The 15004-nt window shown below is 62.2% G+C and carries 17 protein-coding genes and 1 pseudogene; 11 read left to right on the forward strand and 7 right to left on the reverse strand.

All coding sequences use genetic code 11. The features are described from left to right. Positions 1-13: 13 nt before the first annotated feature. Positions 14-937 (reverse strand): LysR family transcriptional regulator, encoded by a 924-nt coding sequence (locus ACI2KG_RS13620; RefSeq protein ID WP_012273620.1) that lies wholly within the window; start codon positions 935-937, stop codon positions 14-16. A 49-nt stretch (positions 938-986) separates the two neighbouring features. Between ACI2KG_RS13620 and ACI2KG_RS13625 the strand changes: the two genes are divergently transcribed. The 5 genes from ACI2KG_RS13625 to arfB all read left to right on the forward strand — a co-directional run bounded on the left by ACI2KG_RS13625 (position 987) and on the right by arfB (position 4616). Further along, on the forward strand, positions 987-1301 hold the full coding sequence (locus tag ACI2KG_RS13625; protein ID WP_400613600.1) for a 3-phosphoglycerate kinase: 315 nt from the start codon (positions 987-989) through the stop codon (positions 1299-1301). Positions 1302-1410: 109 nt separating this feature from the next. Beyond that, positions 1411-2010: an FMN-dependent NADH-azoreductase gene (locus ACI2KG_RS13630; protein ID WP_003254608.1), complete on the forward strand. Its 600-nt coding sequence runs from the start codon at positions 1411-1413 to the stop codon at positions 2008-2010. A gap of 314 nt (positions 2011-2324) precedes the next feature. Then, positions 2325-3200: a carboxylate/amino acid/amine transporter gene (locus ACI2KG_RS13635; RefSeq protein WP_404662262.1), complete on the forward strand. Its 876-nt coding sequence runs from the start codon at positions 2325-2327 to the stop codon at positions 3198-3200. Between the two features lies 1 nt (position 3201). Then, a complete protein-coding gene (locus ACI2KG_RS13640; RefSeq protein ID WP_404662263.1) occupies positions 3202-4137 on the forward strand; it encodes an AEC family transporter in 936 nt (311 codons plus the stop codon). Between the two features lie 65 nt (positions 4138-4202). Continuing rightward, entirely contained in the window at positions 4203-4616 is a 414-nt protein-coding gene (arfB, locus tag ACI2KG_RS13645) for an alternative ribosome rescue aminoacyl-tRNA hydrolase ArfB (protein ID WP_404662264.1), read from the forward strand. 157 nt (positions 4617-4773) lie between these two features. Here the strand turns inward: arfB and ACI2KG_RS13650 are convergent, their stop codons facing one another. Beyond that, positions 4774-6075, reverse strand: a complete 1302-nt coding sequence (locus tag ACI2KG_RS13650; protein ID WP_404662265.1) for a mechanosensitive ion channel family protein — start codon at positions 6073-6075, stop codon at positions 4774-4776. Positions 6076-6178: 103 nt separating this feature from the next. Here ACI2KG_RS13650 and ACI2KG_RS13655 point away from each other — a divergent pair, with 103 nt between their 5' ends. Further along, a complete protein-coding gene (locus ACI2KG_RS13655) occupies positions 6179-7540 on the forward strand; it encodes a DEAD/DEAH box helicase (protein WP_404662266.1) in 1362 nt (453 codons plus the stop codon). Between the two features lie 170 nt (positions 7541-7710). Here ACI2KG_RS13655 and ACI2KG_RS13660 read toward each other — a convergent pair whose 3' ends face one another. Continuing rightward, positions 7711-7983 (reverse strand): hypothetical protein, encoded by a 273-nt coding sequence (locus ACI2KG_RS13660; protein ID WP_404662267.1) that lies wholly within the window; start codon positions 7981-7983, stop codon positions 7711-7713. Between the two features lie 206 nt (positions 7984-8189). On the opposite strand from ACI2KG_RS13660, the pseudogene ACI2KG_RS13665 reads away from it, so the two are divergent. Further along, positions 8190-8389, forward strand: a pseudogene (locus ACI2KG_RS13665) (3-oxoacyl-ACP synthase). Between the two features lie 49 nt (positions 8390-8438). Here ACI2KG_RS13665 and ACI2KG_RS13670 read toward each other — a convergent pair. Continuing rightward, positions 8439-8732, reverse strand: coding sequence for an addiction module antidote protein (locus tag ACI2KG_RS13670; protein WP_404662268.1), 294 nt, complete (start codon positions 8730-8732; stop codon positions 8439-8441). Further along, complete coding sequence (locus ACI2KG_RS13675; RefSeq protein ID WP_404662269.1) at positions 8725-9027, reverse strand: type II toxin-antitoxin system RelE/ParE family toxin; 303 nt, start codon at positions 9025-9027, stop codon at positions 8725-8727. The genes ACI2KG_RS13670 and ACI2KG_RS13675 overlap by 8 nt, the downstream gene beginning before the upstream one ends. A gap of 178 nt (positions 9028-9205) precedes the next feature. On the opposite strand from ACI2KG_RS13675, the gene ACI2KG_RS13680 reads away from it, so the two are divergent. After that, complete coding sequence (locus ACI2KG_RS13680) at positions 9206-9601, forward strand: transcriptional regulator (protein WP_201205240.1); 396 nt, start codon at positions 9206-9208, stop codon at positions 9599-9601. A 106-nt stretch (positions 9602-9707) separates the two neighbouring features. After that, positions 9708-10634, forward strand: a complete 927-nt coding sequence (locus tag ACI2KG_RS13685; protein WP_404662270.1) for a DMT family transporter — start codon at positions 9708-9710, stop codon at positions 10632-10634. A gap of 130 nt (positions 10635-10764) precedes the next feature. Here the strand turns inward: ACI2KG_RS13685 and ACI2KG_RS13690 are convergent, their stop codons facing one another. Continuing rightward, positions 10765-11937 carry an MFS transporter gene (locus ACI2KG_RS13690; protein WP_404662271.1) on the reverse strand — a complete coding sequence of 391 codons (1173 nt, stop codon included), beginning with the start codon at positions 11935-11937 and terminating at the stop codon, positions 10765-10767. A gap of 106 nt (positions 11938-12043) precedes the next feature. Between ACI2KG_RS13690 and ACI2KG_RS13695 the strand changes: the two genes are divergently transcribed. Then, positions 12044-12937 (forward strand): LysR substrate-binding domain-containing protein, encoded by an 894-nt coding sequence (locus ACI2KG_RS13695; RefSeq protein WP_404662272.1) that lies wholly within the window; start codon positions 12044-12046, stop codon positions 12935-12937. A gap of 124 nt (positions 12938-13061) precedes the next feature. Beyond that, positions 13062-13190: a PA1414 family protein gene (locus tag ACI2KG_RS13700; RefSeq protein ID WP_009683677.1), complete on the forward strand. Its 129-nt coding sequence runs from the start codon at positions 13062-13064 to the stop codon at positions 13188-13190. Between the two features lie 183 nt (positions 13191-13373). On the opposite strand, the gene ACI2KG_RS13705 is transcribed toward ACI2KG_RS13700, so the two are convergent. After that, positions 13374-14753, reverse strand: a complete 1380-nt coding sequence (locus ACI2KG_RS13705; protein ID WP_400613624.1) for a sodium:solute symporter — start codon at positions 14751-14753, stop codon at positions 13374-13376. Between the last annotated feature and the right edge of the window lie 251 nt (positions 14754-15004).

Here is a 15004-nt window from a genome sequence, read left to right on the forward strand (position 1 = left end):
GGGCGCGGTCCTCTCAGGCTTGTGGGGGGGCTGCGAAGGGCACGTCCAGTGGCGCGGTGTCGAAATTGCGCAGCAGGTCGATGAGAATCTGCGTGGCCGGGCCCAGGGTCTTCTCTTTGCTCGAATAAAGGTAGAACAGTGGGTGGCGGCTGCCACCCTGGTCCAGCGGCAATGGCTTGAGCACGCCTTCGCGCAGTTCGCGTTCGATCATGTGCCGGGGCAGCCAGGCAAAGCCCAGGCCGCTGCTGACGAACGTGGCGGCGGTGCCCAGACTGCCGACGGTCCAGCGCTGCTCTGCACCCAGCCAGCCGACGTCGCGCGGCTGTGCGCGGCCAGAGTCGCGAATCACCACCTGCAACTGGCTTTCCAGGTCCTGGAAGGTCAGCTCACGGCCCAGGCGGTGCAGGCTGTGTTCGGGGTGGGCGACGGCGACGAACTCCACCGCGCTCAGCTCGGCGCCCAGGTAACCGCCGATGCTGTAGCTGCTGATGGCCAGGTCGGCGATGCCTTCGTGCATCACTTCTTCCACACCAGACAGCACTTCTTCACGCAGGCGCACCCGGCAGCCGCGGCTTTGCGGCATGAACGCGGCCAGCGCGCGCACCAGGCGGGCACTGGGGTAAGCGGCATCGACCACCAAGCGCACTTCGGCCTCCCAGCCCTGCTCCATGTGGTGGGCGAGGTCTTCAAGCTGGCTGGCCTGCTTGACCAGGTGGCGCGAGCGGCGCAGCAGCACGTTGCCGGCCTCGGTCAGCACCGCCTTGCGGCCGTCGATGCGCAACAGTGGCACGCCCAGTTGCTCCTGCATGCGCGCCACGGTGTAGCTGACCGATGACTGCGAACGGTGCAAGGCCTCGGCAGCCTGGGCAAACCCGCCGTGATCGACCACTGCTTGCAGGGTTCGCCACTGGTCTAGGGTTACGCGCGGCGCTTTCATCTTTCGCTCCTGTTGTCCTAAGCTGCGCTCTTTGCACGGAGCGCGGCCCATGAAGAAATGTTGTGCGGCAATACTGATGTGCCTGCCCCTCGGGGCCATGGCCTATCCCATCGATGTGGAGAAGGCGCTGACCGGGGTCAAGCTCGACTACACGGCCTACGACACCGCCTACGACATTGGCGCCATCACCCTCAACAACTATGGGCAAGTGCCGGCGGCGTGCAAAGTGACGTTTCGCAACGGCCCGGAAGCACCGCGGGTGCGCCGGGTGAACGTTCCGGCCGGTAAAAGCGTCGATGTCACCGCCAAATTCAACCGGCAGATCATCAAACTGCGAATCGCCTTGAACTGCAGTGCCGAATAAACCGATTAATCGATAGATTGAACCCACTTTTTACGCTTTTTTATCGATAGGTCAACATTTAATCTTCCCTCCATCGAATCGCAACCCTTTTTGCCGATGGAGGCACTCCATGTCCCGCGTACTGATCATCGAAAGCAGCGCCCGCCAGCAGGATTCCGTTTCCCGTCAACTGACCAAAGACTTCATCCAGCAATGGCAGGCCGCCCACCCGGCCGATCAGATCACCGTACGCGACCTGGCGGTAAGCCCGGTGCCACACCTGGATGCCAACCTGCTGGGCGGCTGGATGAAGCCGGAAGAACAACGCAGCGCCGCCGAACTGGAGGCCCTGGCCCGTTCCAACGAACTGACTGATGAATTGCTGGCTGCCGACGTGCTGGTGATGGCTGCGCCGATGTACAACTTCACCATTCCAAGCACCCTGAAGGCCTGGCTGGACCACGTGCTGCGCGCCGGCATCACCTTCAAGTACACCCCGACCGGCCCGCAAGGCCTGCTGACCGGCAAGCGCGCCATCGTCCTGACTGCCCGCGGCGGCATTCATGCCGGCGCCAGCAGCGACCACCAGGAACCCTACCTGCGCCAGGTCATGGCCTTTATCGGCATTCACGATGTCGACTTCATTCATGCCGAAGGCCTGAACATGAGCGGCGAGTTCCACGAGAAAGGCGTCAACCAGGCCAAGGCCAAACTGGCGGCGGTGGCCTGAGGTTTAACGAATTCCCAACCCTGACACCTGGTTTTGCTCCTTTGGGTGTACCTGCCCGGCCAATGGCCGGGCTTTTTTATTCCCGCAGGCCGCCGCGGTTTGCGCTGTGTAGGAGCGGCCTTGCGTCGCGAAAGGGGTGCGAAGCGCCCCCAGGATTTCAGCTTCGCCGCAGATATTGCCGGGGCCGCTTTGCGGCCCTTTCGCGACACAAGGCCGCTCCTACACGGCATTCCCACCCGACCTTACATTCCTCATGGTTGAACTCATTTACCGCAACCCGCTAAGGTCGCGACCTTGATTCACGAGAGGCAACCATGGGCTACCTGATAATCGTCGCGCTGATCCAGGCGTTTTCCTTCAGCCTGATCGGCGAGTACCTGGTCGGGCACGTCGACAGCTACTTCGCCGTGCTCGCCCGGGTGCTGCTGGCCGGCCTGGTGTTCTTGCCGCTAACCCGCTGGCGCCAGGTCGAGCCGCGCTTCATGCGCGCCATGCTGCTGATCGGCGCGCTGCAGTACGGCATCACCTACGTCTGCCTGTACCTGAGCTTTCGTGTGCTCACCGTGCCGGAAGTGCTGCTGTTCACCATCCTCACGCCCTTGCATGTAACGCTGATCGAAGACGCCCTGAACCGGCGCTTCAACCCGTGGGCGTTGCTGGCCGCGCTGGTGGCCGTGGCCGGTGCCGCAGTGATTCGCTTCGACAGCATCAGCGGCGAGTTCTTCATCGGTTTCCTGCTGCTGCAATTGGCCAACTTCACCTACGCCGCCGGCCAGGTGCTGTACCGCCACCTGGTCGCACGCAACCCCAGCGACCTGCCGCACTACGCCCGCTTCGGCTACTTCTACCTCGGTGCCTTGCTGGTGGTGCTGCCGGCCTTCCTGCTGTTCGGCAATGCCCAGCACCTGCCGAGTACCGACGTGCAGTGGCTGGTGCTGCTGTTCCTCGGCCTGTGCCCGACGGCGCTGGGCCTGTACTGGTGGAACAAGGGCGCGTGCCTGGTCTCCGGCGGTACCTTGGCGGTGATGAACAACCTGCATGTACCGGTGGGGCTGCTGCTGAACCTGCTGATCTGGAACCAGCACGAACCGCTGGGTCGGCTGTTCATCGGCGGGGCTATCATCCTTGCCTCAGTATGGCTGAGCCGCCTGGGTGGTCGCGCGCAGACGCCGCTGGCCGGCAAGGCCTGACATGCACACCATCTTCGTCATCGTGGCGCCGATCTTCGCCCTGATCCTGGTCGGCTACCTGTGCCGCAAAACCAACAAGCTAGGCGACAAGGCCGCTGCCGAGATCAACAAGATGGTTGTCTGGCTGTGCCTGCCGGCGTTGCTGTTCAAGGTGACCGCCACGGCCACCTGGAGCGAGATCTGGCACCCCGGCTTCATCGTTGCCTTTGGCGCGGGTGCCCTGGCCATGTTCGTGGTCACGCTGCTGTGGCGCCTGTACAGCGGCCACGGCCTGGTCGCGGCGAGCATCGACGGGCTCAGTGCGGGTTACGCCAACACCGGCTATATCGGCATCCCGCTGTGCCTGCTGTTGTTTGGCCAGGCGGGGTTGCAGCCGGCGTTGATCTCGTCGTTGATCGTGGTATGCCTGGTGTTTGCCATCTCGCTGACACTGATCGAGGTCGGGCTACAGGTGGAGCGGCACATTGGGCGCGCCATCTTGCTGGTAAGCAAGGCGCTGGCGAAGAACCCGTTGGTGATTTCGCCGCTGGCGGGCGCTGCCTGGGCGGTATCTGGCTTGGGTCTGGCGGAACCGGCCATGCACTTTCTGGACATGCTGGCGCTGGCGACCACGCCTTGTGCGCTGATATCGCTGGGTGCGTTCCTGGCAGAAAAACGCCCGGGTACACAGGCCAGCCCGTGGCCGTTGGTGGCCTTGAAGTTGGTAGGGCAGCCAGCACTGACCTGGGTGCTGGCGTTCAAGGTGTTCAGCCTGCCGACCCTGTGGGCGGCCTCGGCAGTGCTGCTGGCCGCGTTGCCGACCGGCACCGGGCCGTTCATGCTGGCGGAGTACTACAACCGCGAAGCGGGGCTGATTTCGCGGACCATCCTGTTGTCGACGGTGGCTTCGCTGGTGACCTTGACCGGCTTGTTGTACCTGCTGGGGTATGCGGGGTAGTGGCCGTTGGAGTATCAGAGCGCGGCACAGGCTGTGATAATGGGCGCAATCACAAGGGCCATGTCATGCTGACCATCTCCAATACGGTGCATCTGCCGAATGCCGACATCGAACTGACCTACATCCGCGCGCAAGGCGCGGGTGGGCAGAACGTCAACAAGGTGTCCAGCGCCGTGCACCTGCGCTTCGACATCCCGGCCTCGTCGCTGCCTGCGTTTTACAAAGAGCGGCTGTTGGCACTGCGTGACAGTCGCATCACCGGCGACGGCGTACTGATCATCAAGGCCCAGCAGTACCGCACCCAGGAGCAGAATCGCGCTGACGCACTGGCACGTCTTGCTGAATTGATCATCGCAGCCGGCAAGACCGAAAAGAAACGCCGCCCCACCAAGCCCACCCTCGGCTCGAAGACCCGCCGCCTTGAAGGGAAGGCCAGGCGCAGCACGGTCAAGGCGGGGCGGGGCAAGGTGGATTTCTAGAGCTGGTGGGGAGCATAGGACTTCAGTCCTGTGCTGCTTGTACTGGCCCTATCGCCGGCAAGCCAGCTCCCACAGGTACTGCACAGCTCTCGAGTTTTGCGCGGAACCTGTGGGAGCTGGCTTGCCTGCGATGGGCTGCGCAGCAGCCCCGGCAATCTCAAGCCTCGCTCATATCTTCCATTCGACGCGTCACAGGTTCTTGCGCCAAACGCCCGCTCAACCCCACCCGCATGTCATTGCCACTCGGTTGCTGATACAGGCTCAAGCCAAACTCCGGCAACACCGCCAGCAGGTAATCGAAGATATCCCCCTGAATCCGCTCGTAGTCCGCCCACACGGTGGTGGTGGTAAAGCAGTAGATCTCCAGCGGCACGCCCTCGGCCGTGGTCTGCATCTGCCGCACCATGCAGGTCATGTTCGGGTGCACGTTGGGGTGGTTCTTCAGGTAGGCCAGGGCAAACGCGCGGAAGGTGCCGATGTTGGTCAGCTTACGGCGGTTGGCCGACAGCTCGGCCACCGGGCCCAGTGCCTCGTTCCAGTTCTGCAGTTCCTGGCGCTTGCCGGCCAGGTAATCGCCCAGCAGGCTCACCTGGGTCAGGCGCTGCTCCTCTTCGCGAGTAAGGAAACGCACACCGGCGGCGTCGATGAACAGGCTGCGCTTGATCCTTCGGCCACCGGACTGCTGCATGCCGCGGTAGTTGCGGAACGACTCGCTCATCAGGCGCCAGGTGGGGATCGAGACGATGGTCTTGTCGAAGTTCTGCACCTTCACGGTGTGCAGGGTGATGTCTACCACATCACCATCGGCCCCTACCTGCGGCATTTCGATCCAGTCACCCACATGTAGCATGTCATTGCTGGTCAGCTGCACGCTGGCAACGAACGACAGCAGGGTGTCCTTGTACACCAACAGCAGCACCGCCGACATGGCCCCCAGGCCGGACAGCAGCAACAGCGGCGAGCGGTCGATCAGGGTGGCGACGATAACGATGGAAGCAAAGATCCACAGCATCATCTTGGCCAGCTGCACGTAGCCCTTGATCGAGCGGGTGCGGGCGTGTTCGGTGCGGGCATAGATGTCGAGCAGGGCGTCCAGCAGGCACGACAGCGCCATGGTCATGAACAGCAGGGTAAAGGCCAGGGCGACGTTGCCGAGGAAATGCTGGGCGGTTTCGGACAGTTCCGGCACCAGTTTCAGGCCAAATTGCAGCACCAGTGACGGCGTGGTTTGCGCCAGGCGGTGGAACACCTTGTTGTGGCGTAGGTCGTCCAGCCACTTCAGCGCCGGTTGGCGGGCCAACAGGCGCGCGCCGTGCAGCATCAGGAAGCGCGCCAGGCGGCCGACTACCAGGGAAACAAGCAGCAGCACCGCCAGGCCGATGGCCGCGTGCAGCATGGGGTGTTGGTCGAGGGTGCCCCACAGGTCGAGGGAGTCACGCCAGATTCGTTGGATATCCATGGGCTTGGGTACAGTCTTTTTGCGAAACGAAGGGCCATTAAAACGCGGATGGCGACGAAGTTGCCAAAAGAAATTCGGCTAAGGCGGCAGAAAACGTTACCCTATGCAACTGAATTTCCCGCACTTGCCTGAGGTTACCTCCGTGTTCTCCCAATTCGCCCTGCATGAACGCCTGCTTAAAGCCGTGGCCGAGCTTAAATTTGTCGAGCCAACCCCGGTGCAGGCCGCGGCCATCCCCCTGGCCCTGCAAGGGCGTGACCTGCGCGTGACTGCGCAGACTGGCAGCGGCAAGACTGCAGCCTTCGTGCTGCCGCTGCTTAACCGCCTGGTCGACCTGAAAGGCGGGCGTGTCGAGATCCGCTCGCTGATCCTGCTGCCGACCCGCGAGCTGGCCCAGCAGACCCTCAAGCAAGTGCAGTTGTTCTCGCAGTTCACCTATATCAAGGCGGGCCTGGTCACCGGTGGTGAAGACTTCAAGGAACAGGCTGCCATGCTGCGCAAGGTGCCGGACGTGCTGATCGGCACCCCGGGCCGCCTGCTGGAGCAACTGAATGCCGGCAACCTCGACCTGTCCCACGTGCAGGTACTGATTCTCGACGAAGCCGACCGCATGCTGGACATGGGCTTTGCCGAAGACATGGAGCGCCTGTGCAAGGAGTGCGAGAACCGCGAGCAGACCCTGCTGTTCTCCGCCACCACCGGTGGCGCGGCCCTGCGCGACATCATTGGCAAGGTGCTGAAGGACCCTGAGCACCTGATGCTCAACAGCGTTTCGCAACTGGCTGAAGGCACCCGCCAGCAGGTCGTCATGGCCGACCACGACCAGCACAAAGAGCAAATCGTGCAGTGGTTGCTGGCCAATGAAACCTTCGACAAGGCGATCATCTTCACCAACACCCGCGCCATGGCCGACCGTATCTACGGCCACCTGGTGGCCAAGGATGTGAAGGCCTTCGTGCTGCACGGCGAGAAGGACCAGAAGGACCGCAAGCTGGCCATCGAGCGCTTCAAGCAAGGCAGCTCCAAGGTATTGGTTGCCACCGACGTGGCCGCCCGTGGCCTGGACATCGACGGCCTCGACCTGGTGATCAACTTCGACATGCCGCGCAGCGGCGACGAGTACGTGCACCGCGTGGGCCGTACCGGCCGTGCCGGCGGCGAAGGCCTGGCGATCTCGTTGATTACCCACAACGACTGGAACCTGATGTCGAGCATCGAACGCTACCTCAAGCAGCAGTTCGAGCGCCGGGTAATCAAGGAAGTGAAGGGGACCTACAGCGGTCCGAAAAAGGTCAAGGCTTCGGGCAAGGCGGCTGGCAGCAAGAAGAAGAAGGTCGAGAAGAAGTCCGGCGACAAGAAAACCGCCGCCAAGCGCAAGCCTACTGCCAAGCCGAAGGCCAACGCGCCGCTGGCCAGCGCTGATGGTTTGGCGCCGCTGAAGAAGCGCAAGCCTGCTGCTGAGTAATCAGCCTCTAGCAGGCTGACGCATTCCCTGTAGGAGCGGCCTTGTGTCGCGAAAGGGCTGCGGAGCAGCCCCAGGATTTCGGCGCAAATGCACAAATTGCTGGGGCCGCTTTGCCGCCCTTTCGCGACACAAGGCCGCTCCTACAGGGGCGCGCGTCAGCAGGAATCACCTCACTCAGCCTTCTTCTCCGCCTGCTTCAACTCCGTGATCCGCTGGTCAATCAGCTGACACTTGTCGGGCAAGTCCTTGCTCGCCGTCCCCAAATCCATCCCTTGTAGCTCGTCATTGATCTCCTTGGCCTTCTGCGGGTTCTGCTCGGTCAACTGGGTAACCAACCCGGCCAGCTCTTCACGTTTCTGCGTCGCTTCTTCGGGTGTGCAGGCCCAGACGGGCAGGGCGCACAGCAGGGCGGCGGCGCAGGCGATGGGTAGCAGCGGTTTCATCGTTTTTACCTCCAGCGGTGGCTATGCGCGGTGGAGAGTTGTGAGTGCAGCGAAGTTCAGGGCTCGCGACCGATGGATCATTTTTCATGATGGAAGTAGTCCGTTTCTGAAAAGCCTCCATATTCCCCCGGCGCCGTTGAACAGCGCGCTACATCACTCTAGGCTCGGAGGAAATGAGAGGGGGACCTGACGTGAGGCCAGAGATCATGAGCAAACCATCGAGAACTGACTGGAGCCGGCTGGCCCGGCAAGAAGACAAGGATATCGACTTATCAGATATCCCAGAGCTGGAGCAGGACTTTTTCCGCGAGGCTGAGCTGCGCGTCCCCGCCGAGCACGGAGCTACCAGCCCCACATAAACCGGTTGTTGCGCCAGTACATGCAAGCGCAGCAAAGCCTTTTGTGACAAGAGTAATGAGATCGAGCACTCCCACTATCACTGGAAAAGCGGTATGTCAGCCCGCGATGTGGGGACGCGCTGTCATGTCTATTCCCAGTGCTTTCATTACGGTCAGGAACGATTTAAGGGTCGGATTGCCATGCTCGCTGAAAGACCGGTAAAGCTGTTCCCGAGACAGGCCGGTTTCTTTCGCCAGCTCGCTCATGCCTTTCGCTCGTGCTACCACGCCGACAGCTTTGGCGACATAGCTGGCATCCCCGGTCTCAAGGGCGTCGGTCATGAACCCCGCTATTGCTTCGGGAGTAGTAAGGTATTCGGCGGGATCGAATTCAGAGAAGGTTTCAGTCATTTTGCATCCTCCACGAACGCAGAATCTGGTGGGCTGCCTTGATGTCTCGTTGTTGGCTGCTTTTATCGCCGCCGCACAAAAGAATGACGAACGTGCTGCCCGCCTGGTGGAAATACACGCGGTAACCAGGCCCATAGTGGACCCTGAGTTCGCTGACGCCGTGGCCAACCGGTGACACATCGCCAGGTAAGCCCTCCATCAATCGGTTGATCCGAGAAATGATTCGGGTTCTGGCACTGATGTCCCGTAGCCCGCTCACCCAATGTCTGAAACTGCTGGATTCGATTTTCTTCATCGAGTGAATGTAGTTTATAAACTACAGATGGCGAGTCAGCAAATGGTTTCTGTCTATTGCCGTATCAGGCGCTTCACGCCCGCGCATTTCCTCCCTTCCAATATCTCTCGGAACACCGCACCCCTTCGGCGAGTCCCACCTGTGTACCCTCTTCCGTCCACAGCAGGAGCCCGTACCCATGAGCATCGCCTACGACTGGGACTTGATCGAACGCTTGCTGCACGAGGTGCAGAACGGCGGCGGTCACAGCTTTACGCCACGCCCCTATGCCGAGCAGCACGCTGCCGCACTCGCCGCCAAAGGTGAGCCGGTGGGTGACCTGGACCACCTGAAAACCCGTGCCTGCGAGTACGAAAAGCTGTTGTTCGAGCGCGGCTTTATCGAAAGCCGGCCTGAAGAGGACGGCGGCAACGGCGAGAACTTCGTGCTGACCGAGCGCGGATCGCGGCTGATGAGCCTGATCGACAGCAGCATCCCTGGCTTTGAGCACCCGCGCCAGGTGCTGGATGAGCAGGAAGATGCGCTGGACGAAACCACGTTTGAACAGGTGTCGGCAAAAGCGCAGATCGCTTGAGGTCGTTTTGAGGCTGGCAAGGGCGGCCATGAAACCCCGATAATCGGTAGCTTCTGAACGCTGCCGAGTCCTTGCCCATGCCCACGATCACCTCAGAGGCCCGCCCATGAGCGCGGTCCGCAAGAACCCAGACGCCTTTGCTTTTCAGGTCATGCTGGGCCTGTGCCTGATCTGGGGCTGCCAGCAGGTGCTGATCAAGAGCGCTGCTGTCGACATAGCCCCGGTGATGCAGGCAGCGTTGCGCAACGGTATCGCCGCCGTGTTGGTGGGCCTGATGCTGTGCTGGCGCGGGGGCTGGGAGCAGGTCGGCAGTACCTGGCGCGCCGGGCTGCTGGCAGGTGGGCTGTTCGGCATCGAATTCCTGTTCATTGCCGAGGGCCTCAAGCTGACCTCGGCAGCGCATATGTCGGTGTTCCTCTATACCGCGCCTGTATTTACTGCACTGGGCCTGCATTTCAGCCTGGCCAGTGAACGCCTGCGGCTACTGCAATGGTTGGGCATTCTGCTGGCTTTTGGTGGCATTGCCATGGCCTTTGCCGGTGGCATGTCGTTCGAGCATATGGATGGCCGCACCTTGCTGGGCGATGCCTTTGGCGTGATCGCAGGGCTGGCCTGGGGGGCAACCACGGTGGTGGTGCGCTGCTCACGGCTTTCGGAAGCGCCGGCGACCTTGACCTTGTTCTATCAGCTGGCGGTGGGTTTTGCCGGGTTGTTGCTGATTGCCCTGCTTAGCGGGCAGATCGGCGAGGTGTCGCTGACGCCGTTGGCCATGGGCAGCGTGCTGTTCCAGGGGATTGTGGTGTCGTTCGTCAGCTACCTGACCTGGTTCTGGTTGCTGCGCAAATACCTGGCGTCAAACCTGGCGGTGTTTTCCTTCATCACCCCGTTATTCGGGGTGACCTTTGGTGTCTTGCTGCTGGATGAGCCTTTGAGCGCGAATTTTGTGGTGGGGGCATTGATGGTGTTGCTGGGGGTGATTCTGGTGAGTGCTGAGCCTTGGGTGAAGCAGCAATTGCGGCGGTTGGTGGGGTGATGGTGTTTACCTGTGCCGGCCTCTTCGCGGGTGAACCCGCTCCTACAAAGGGCAGCGCAGTTCTCGAGGTATGCGCCCCCGTTGTAGGAGCGGGTTTACCCGCGAAGAGGCCGGTACTGACAATTGAGATTCAGGATGTAACCCTGGCCTGACAACCACCAACCTGCTGTACCCCACTGCCAATCAGCACCAACCCCCCAGCCACCGCCAGCCCACCCGCCGCCACCATCAGCGCCGGTTGCAACCCGCCGGCGTAATGGCTGCTGAGCGCCGCCAGCAACGGCCCGCTCAACTGCCCCAGGGCAAAGCACGCAGTCAGCAGCCCGGCATTGCGCTGCGTGGCATGCGGTGCCAGTTCCCGCGAGCGCTGCATGACCAGTTGCATACAGGCCAGGAACGGCCCACCGCACAGCACCACGCCCAACGCCAACCCGACACCCCCGCCCATCAGGCAAGCCAGCACGCCCAGGCCTTGCAGCCACAGGGTGGCGGTCAGCCAGGCCGAAGTGCGTCCGCCGCGGCGTAGGCTCACCAACAGCACACCCAGCGCCGCCGCCAGGCCAAACGCCGGCCAGAACAGGTCAGCCAGCCACTGGCCATGAAACTGCTGGTTGGCCATCTGCGACAGGAAGGTGGCCGGCAGGATGTACCCCACACCGTACAGCGCATACACCAGCCCCAGCCGGCCAATGCCGACACTGTGGGACGGGCCCTGATGGGCTGGCGACGATGTTGGTGCCGCTTGCACCGCCCGGGGCAGCCACGGCCGTACGGCCAGCAGCATCAACAGCGCCGCCACGGCATAGATCAGCCACAGTGCTGCCGAACCCAGCCCCAGCCCATGCGCCACCAGTGCCAGCAGCCCGGTCACGGCAATACCCAGTCCGGGCCCGGCGAACACCAGCGCACCCAGGCGTTGGCGGTTGTGGGCATTGGCCACTTGCTGGCTGAGGCTGGTAAGCATCACCAGCACCCAGGCACTGGCTACGCCAGTGCCAAAGCGCAACAGCAGGTGCGCCCAGAAGCCGTCGGCAGCCCACGAGGCCAGGGTCAGCGCCACGCATAGCCACAGCCCGCCATGCAGGCGCAGGCGCACCTGGCCGGGCGAGCGAGCGAACATCGCGTCCACAGCACCGATGAAATAACCCAGGTAATTGGCCGCTGCCACCAGCCCCGCGACCGTCAAGTCGAACTGGCCTTCGGCAATCAGTTGCGGCAGTTGCGGGGTGAGGGCGAAACGGCCGATGCCCATGGCCAGCATCAGCGCCACAGCGCTGGCCAGCAGTTGAAGAAGTGGCGACATGACAGGTCTCCTGCACGGATGTAAGCGATGACTGGCAGGTTAGGGCGGTTTCATTTTCAATAAAATTGAATAATGATGATCAAGTTGTTCTGTTTTGGAGAATGTCGTGGAATTCAGCCAGCTGCGTATCTTCCAGGCGGTCGCCGAGGAAGGCTCGATTACCCGTGCCGCCGAGCGCCTGCACCGGGTGCCGTCGAACCTGTCGACGCGCTTGCGTCAGCTCGAAGAGCAATTGGGCGTCGAGCTGTTCCTGCGTGAACGCCAGCGCTTGCAACTGTCACCGGCAGGCAAGGTGCTGCTGGACTACGCCAACCGTATGTCGAACCTGCGCGACGAGGCACTGGCCGCGGTGCGTGGCGGCCAGCCCGCCGGGGATTTCGTGCTGGGGACCATGTACAGCACCGCCGCGACCCATTTGCCGGCGCTGCTGGCGCGTTATCACCAGGCTTACCCTGCTGTGAACCTGCAGGTGCGCGCCGCGCCGAGTGGCGAATTGCTCGAAGGCCTGCTCAACCACAGCCTGGATGCCGCACTGGTGGACGGCCCGCTGAACCTTGCCGGGCTGGATGGCGTGCCACTGTGCGATGAGCAACTGGTGCTGATCACCAGCCCTGAACACCCGACGGTGCACAGCGCGAAGGACGTGGTCGGCAAGGCGGTGTTCACCTTCCGCCAGGGCTGCTCGTACCGCATGCGCCTGGAGGCCTGGTATGCCCATGCACATACGCCTATGGGCCGGGTGATGGAGATCGAGTCGTACCAGAGCATGTTGGTCTGTGTGATTGCCGGCGCAGGGGTGGCGATGATGGCCCAGTCGATGCTCGACAGCCTGCCCGGGCGCGACCGGGTAAGGGTGCATCCGCTGCAGGCGCCGTTCGATCAGGCAGTTACCTGGCTGATGTGGCGCCAAGGGATGCGCGGGGCAAATTTGCAGGCCTGGATCGACTTGCAACAAAGCGAAACGATTGACCAGTCGTCGGAATGCGCCGCCACGGCTTGATCCGGGTCAAAATGGCCCATATCTGTAAGAGCAGAGGCATGCGTAATACAGGACATCAGGCTATGATCTGTATGAAACATCGCAGGATTGATTTGCCGTGAGGCTGACCCGTCAAGGGGGCATTATGAATAAACCACTGTCCAACTGGCTCCACGACCTGGCGGTCGCCTTGGGGCTGATTCCACCACCCTTGCAGCCGGTGCCGATCCCGACTGATGAAGAGCAGCGCAAGCGCCAACCGCGTCGTCGCTAATCCTACTGAAGAGCAAAACGAAGGCCGCAGCACCTGGGTGGGGGCTGCGGCCTTTTTGTGTCTGCCTATTATGTGTTGCCTGTGCGGGCCTCTTCGCGGGTGAACCCGCTCCTACAACGGCATGTGTTCCGTTGTAGGAGCGGGTTTACCCGCGAAGAGGCCAGCACAAGCAACCACGATCTATCAGGCCAGCTTCACCGCCACCACCGATTTACGCGACACCAGGCTCACCACCACAAAGCTCACCAAACCAACCGCCAGGCTGTAGTAGATTGGCGTATTGGCTTCCAGCCCGTCCTTGAACATGAACAGCAGCGCGGTGGCAAAGCCCAGCGACATGCTGGCAATGGCCCCGGCGGTGGTCGCACGCTTCCAGAAGATGGCGCCAATCAGCGGGATCAGCATGCCACCGACCAACAGGTTGTAGGCCAGGGTCAGGGCATTGATCACGTCGTTGACCAGCAGTGCGATACCCAGTACTACCAGGCCGGTCAGCAAAGTGAACAGGCGGCTGGTACCCAGGCTCGACTGCTTGCCGCCACGCAACTTGGGCAGCAGGTCTTCGGTGATGGTGGTCGAGGCCGCCAGCAGGCCAGCGCTGGCGGTGGACATCATCGCCGCCAGGGCAGCCGCCATCAGCAAGCCACGGATGCCATCGGGCAGGGTGCTCTTGATCATCTCGGCGAAGGCATTATTCGGGTTGGCAAGGTCTGGCATCAGCACATGTGCCGCCATGCCGATTGCCGCGCAAGCCAGGCCGTACACCACGCAATACACACCCGCAACCGTACCGGCACGCTGGCAGACCTTTTCGTCACGGGCGGTGAACACCCGCTGCCAGATGTCCTGGCCAATCAGGATGCCGAAGAAGTAGATCAGGAAGTAGGTGATGATAGTGTCCCAGCCAATGGTGGTCAGCTGGAAGCTGGCCGCTGGCAACTTGGCCACCAGGGTGTCCCAACCACCGGCCTTGTACAGGCACACCGGCAGCAGGATGAACATCAGGCCGACGGTCTTGATCACGAACTGGACGATGTCGGTCAGGGTCAGCGACCACATGCCGCCAATGGTCGAGTACAGCACTACCACGCCGCCACCGAGTAGCAGCGATGCCCAGAACGGCAGGTCCAGCAGCACCTGCAGGACGGTGGCCATGGCCAGGGTCGAGGTCACGCCGATCATTAGCGCGTACGCCAGCATGATCACGGCGCTGGCCTGGCGTGCAGTGGGGTTGTAACGCTGCTCCAGCACCTGGGTCACGGTGAAGATGCGCAGGCGCAGCAGCGGCTTGGCCAGGAACAGGTTGATGGCGATGATGCCCAGGCCCAGGGCTGCGCACAGCCAGAAGCCGGAGATGCCGTGGACGTAGCCCAGGCGCACGGTACCGACGGTGGAAGCGCCACCGAGTACGGTGGTGGCCATGGTGCCCATGTATAGCACCGGGCCGAGGTTGCGCCCGGCTACCAGGTAATCTTCATGGGTTTTCGCGCGTCGCATGCCATACCAGCCAAGCCCGAGCATGCCGGCGGTGTAGATCATTACAACAATGATGTCCAAGGCCATTGGGGGTCTCCCGATTATCTTTATTATGGCGAGATCGACCACGCGGGCGTTTACACGGCGCCCGGCGGTCTTGTCTTGTGTTGGCGGGCCTCAGTGGCCCTCCCATATGGCTCCTGCCGGGGTACTACAGATACTGCGGGCGCTGTTTGTAGGCGCGGCCTTGTGTCGCGATCGGGCCGCAAAGCGGCCCCGGCGATTCACGCGTCAAAGCATAAGTCCGGGGGCTGCTGCGCAGCCCGATCGCGACACAA

This window comes from Pseudomonas sp. NPDC089407, assembly GCF_044900445.1.
Classification (GTDB): domain Bacteria; phylum Pseudomonadota; class Gammaproteobacteria; order Pseudomonadales; family Pseudomonadaceae; genus Aquipseudomonas.

Excerpts from the sequence above, each read along its gene's own strand:
- ACI2KG_RS13620 (WP_012273620.1), bottom strand. The coding sequence starts at position 937 with ATGAAAGCGCCGCGCGTAACCCTAGACCAGTGGCGAACCCTGCAAGCA.
- ACI2KG_RS13625 (WP_400613600.1), top strand. The coding sequence starts at position 987 with ATGAAGAAATGTTGTGCGGCAATACTGATGTGCCTGCCCCTCGGGGCC.
- ACI2KG_RS13630 (WP_003254608.1), top strand. The coding sequence starts at position 1,411 with ATGTCCCGCGTACTGATCATCGAAAGCAGCGCCCGCCAGCAGGATTCC.
- ACI2KG_RS13635 (WP_404662262.1), top strand. The coding sequence starts at position 2,325 with ATGGGCTACCTGATAATCGTCGCGCTGATCCAGGCGTTTTCCTTCAGC.
- ACI2KG_RS13640 (WP_404662263.1), top strand. The coding sequence starts at position 3,202 with ATGCACACCATCTTCGTCATCGTGGCGCCGATCTTCGCCCTGATCCTG.
- arfB (WP_404662264.1), top strand. The coding sequence starts at position 4,203 with ATGCTGACCATCTCCAATACGGTGCATCTGCCGAATGCCGACATCGAA.
- ACI2KG_RS13650 (WP_404662265.1), bottom strand. The coding sequence starts at position 6,075 with ATGGATATCCAACGAATCTGGCGTGACTCCCTCGACCTGTGGGGCACC.
- ACI2KG_RS13655 (WP_404662266.1), top strand. The coding sequence starts at position 6,179 with ATGCAACTGAATTTCCCGCACTTGCCTGAGGTTACCTCCGTGTTCTCC.
- ACI2KG_RS13660 (WP_404662267.1), bottom strand. The coding sequence starts at position 7,983 with ATGAAACCGCTGCTACCCATCGCCTGCGCCGCCGCCCTGCTGTGCGCC.
- ACI2KG_RS13670 (WP_404662268.1), bottom strand. The coding sequence starts at position 8,732 with ATGACTGAAACCTTCTCTGAATTCGATCCCGCCGAATACCTTACTACT.
- ACI2KG_RS13675 (WP_404662269.1), bottom strand. The coding sequence starts at position 9,027 with ATGAAGAAAATCGAATCCAGCAGTTTCAGACATTGGGTGAGCGGGCTA.
- ACI2KG_RS13680 (WP_201205240.1), top strand. The coding sequence starts at position 9,206 with ATGAGCATCGCCTACGACTGGGACTTGATCGAACGCTTGCTGCACGAG.
- ACI2KG_RS13685 (WP_404662270.1), top strand. The coding sequence starts at position 9,708 with ATGAGCGCGGTCCGCAAGAACCCAGACGCCTTTGCTTTTCAGGTCATG.
- ACI2KG_RS13690 (WP_404662271.1), bottom strand. The coding sequence starts at position 11,937 with ATGTCGCCACTTCTTCAACTGCTGGCCAGCGCTGTGGCGCTGATGCTG.
- ACI2KG_RS13700 (WP_009683677.1), top strand. The coding sequence starts at position 13,062 with ATGAATAAACCACTGTCCAACTGGCTCCACGACCTGGCGGTCGCCTTG.
- ACI2KG_RS13705 (WP_400613624.1), bottom strand. The coding sequence starts at position 14,753 with ATGGCCTTGGACATCATTGTTGTAATGATCTACACCGCCGGCATGCTC.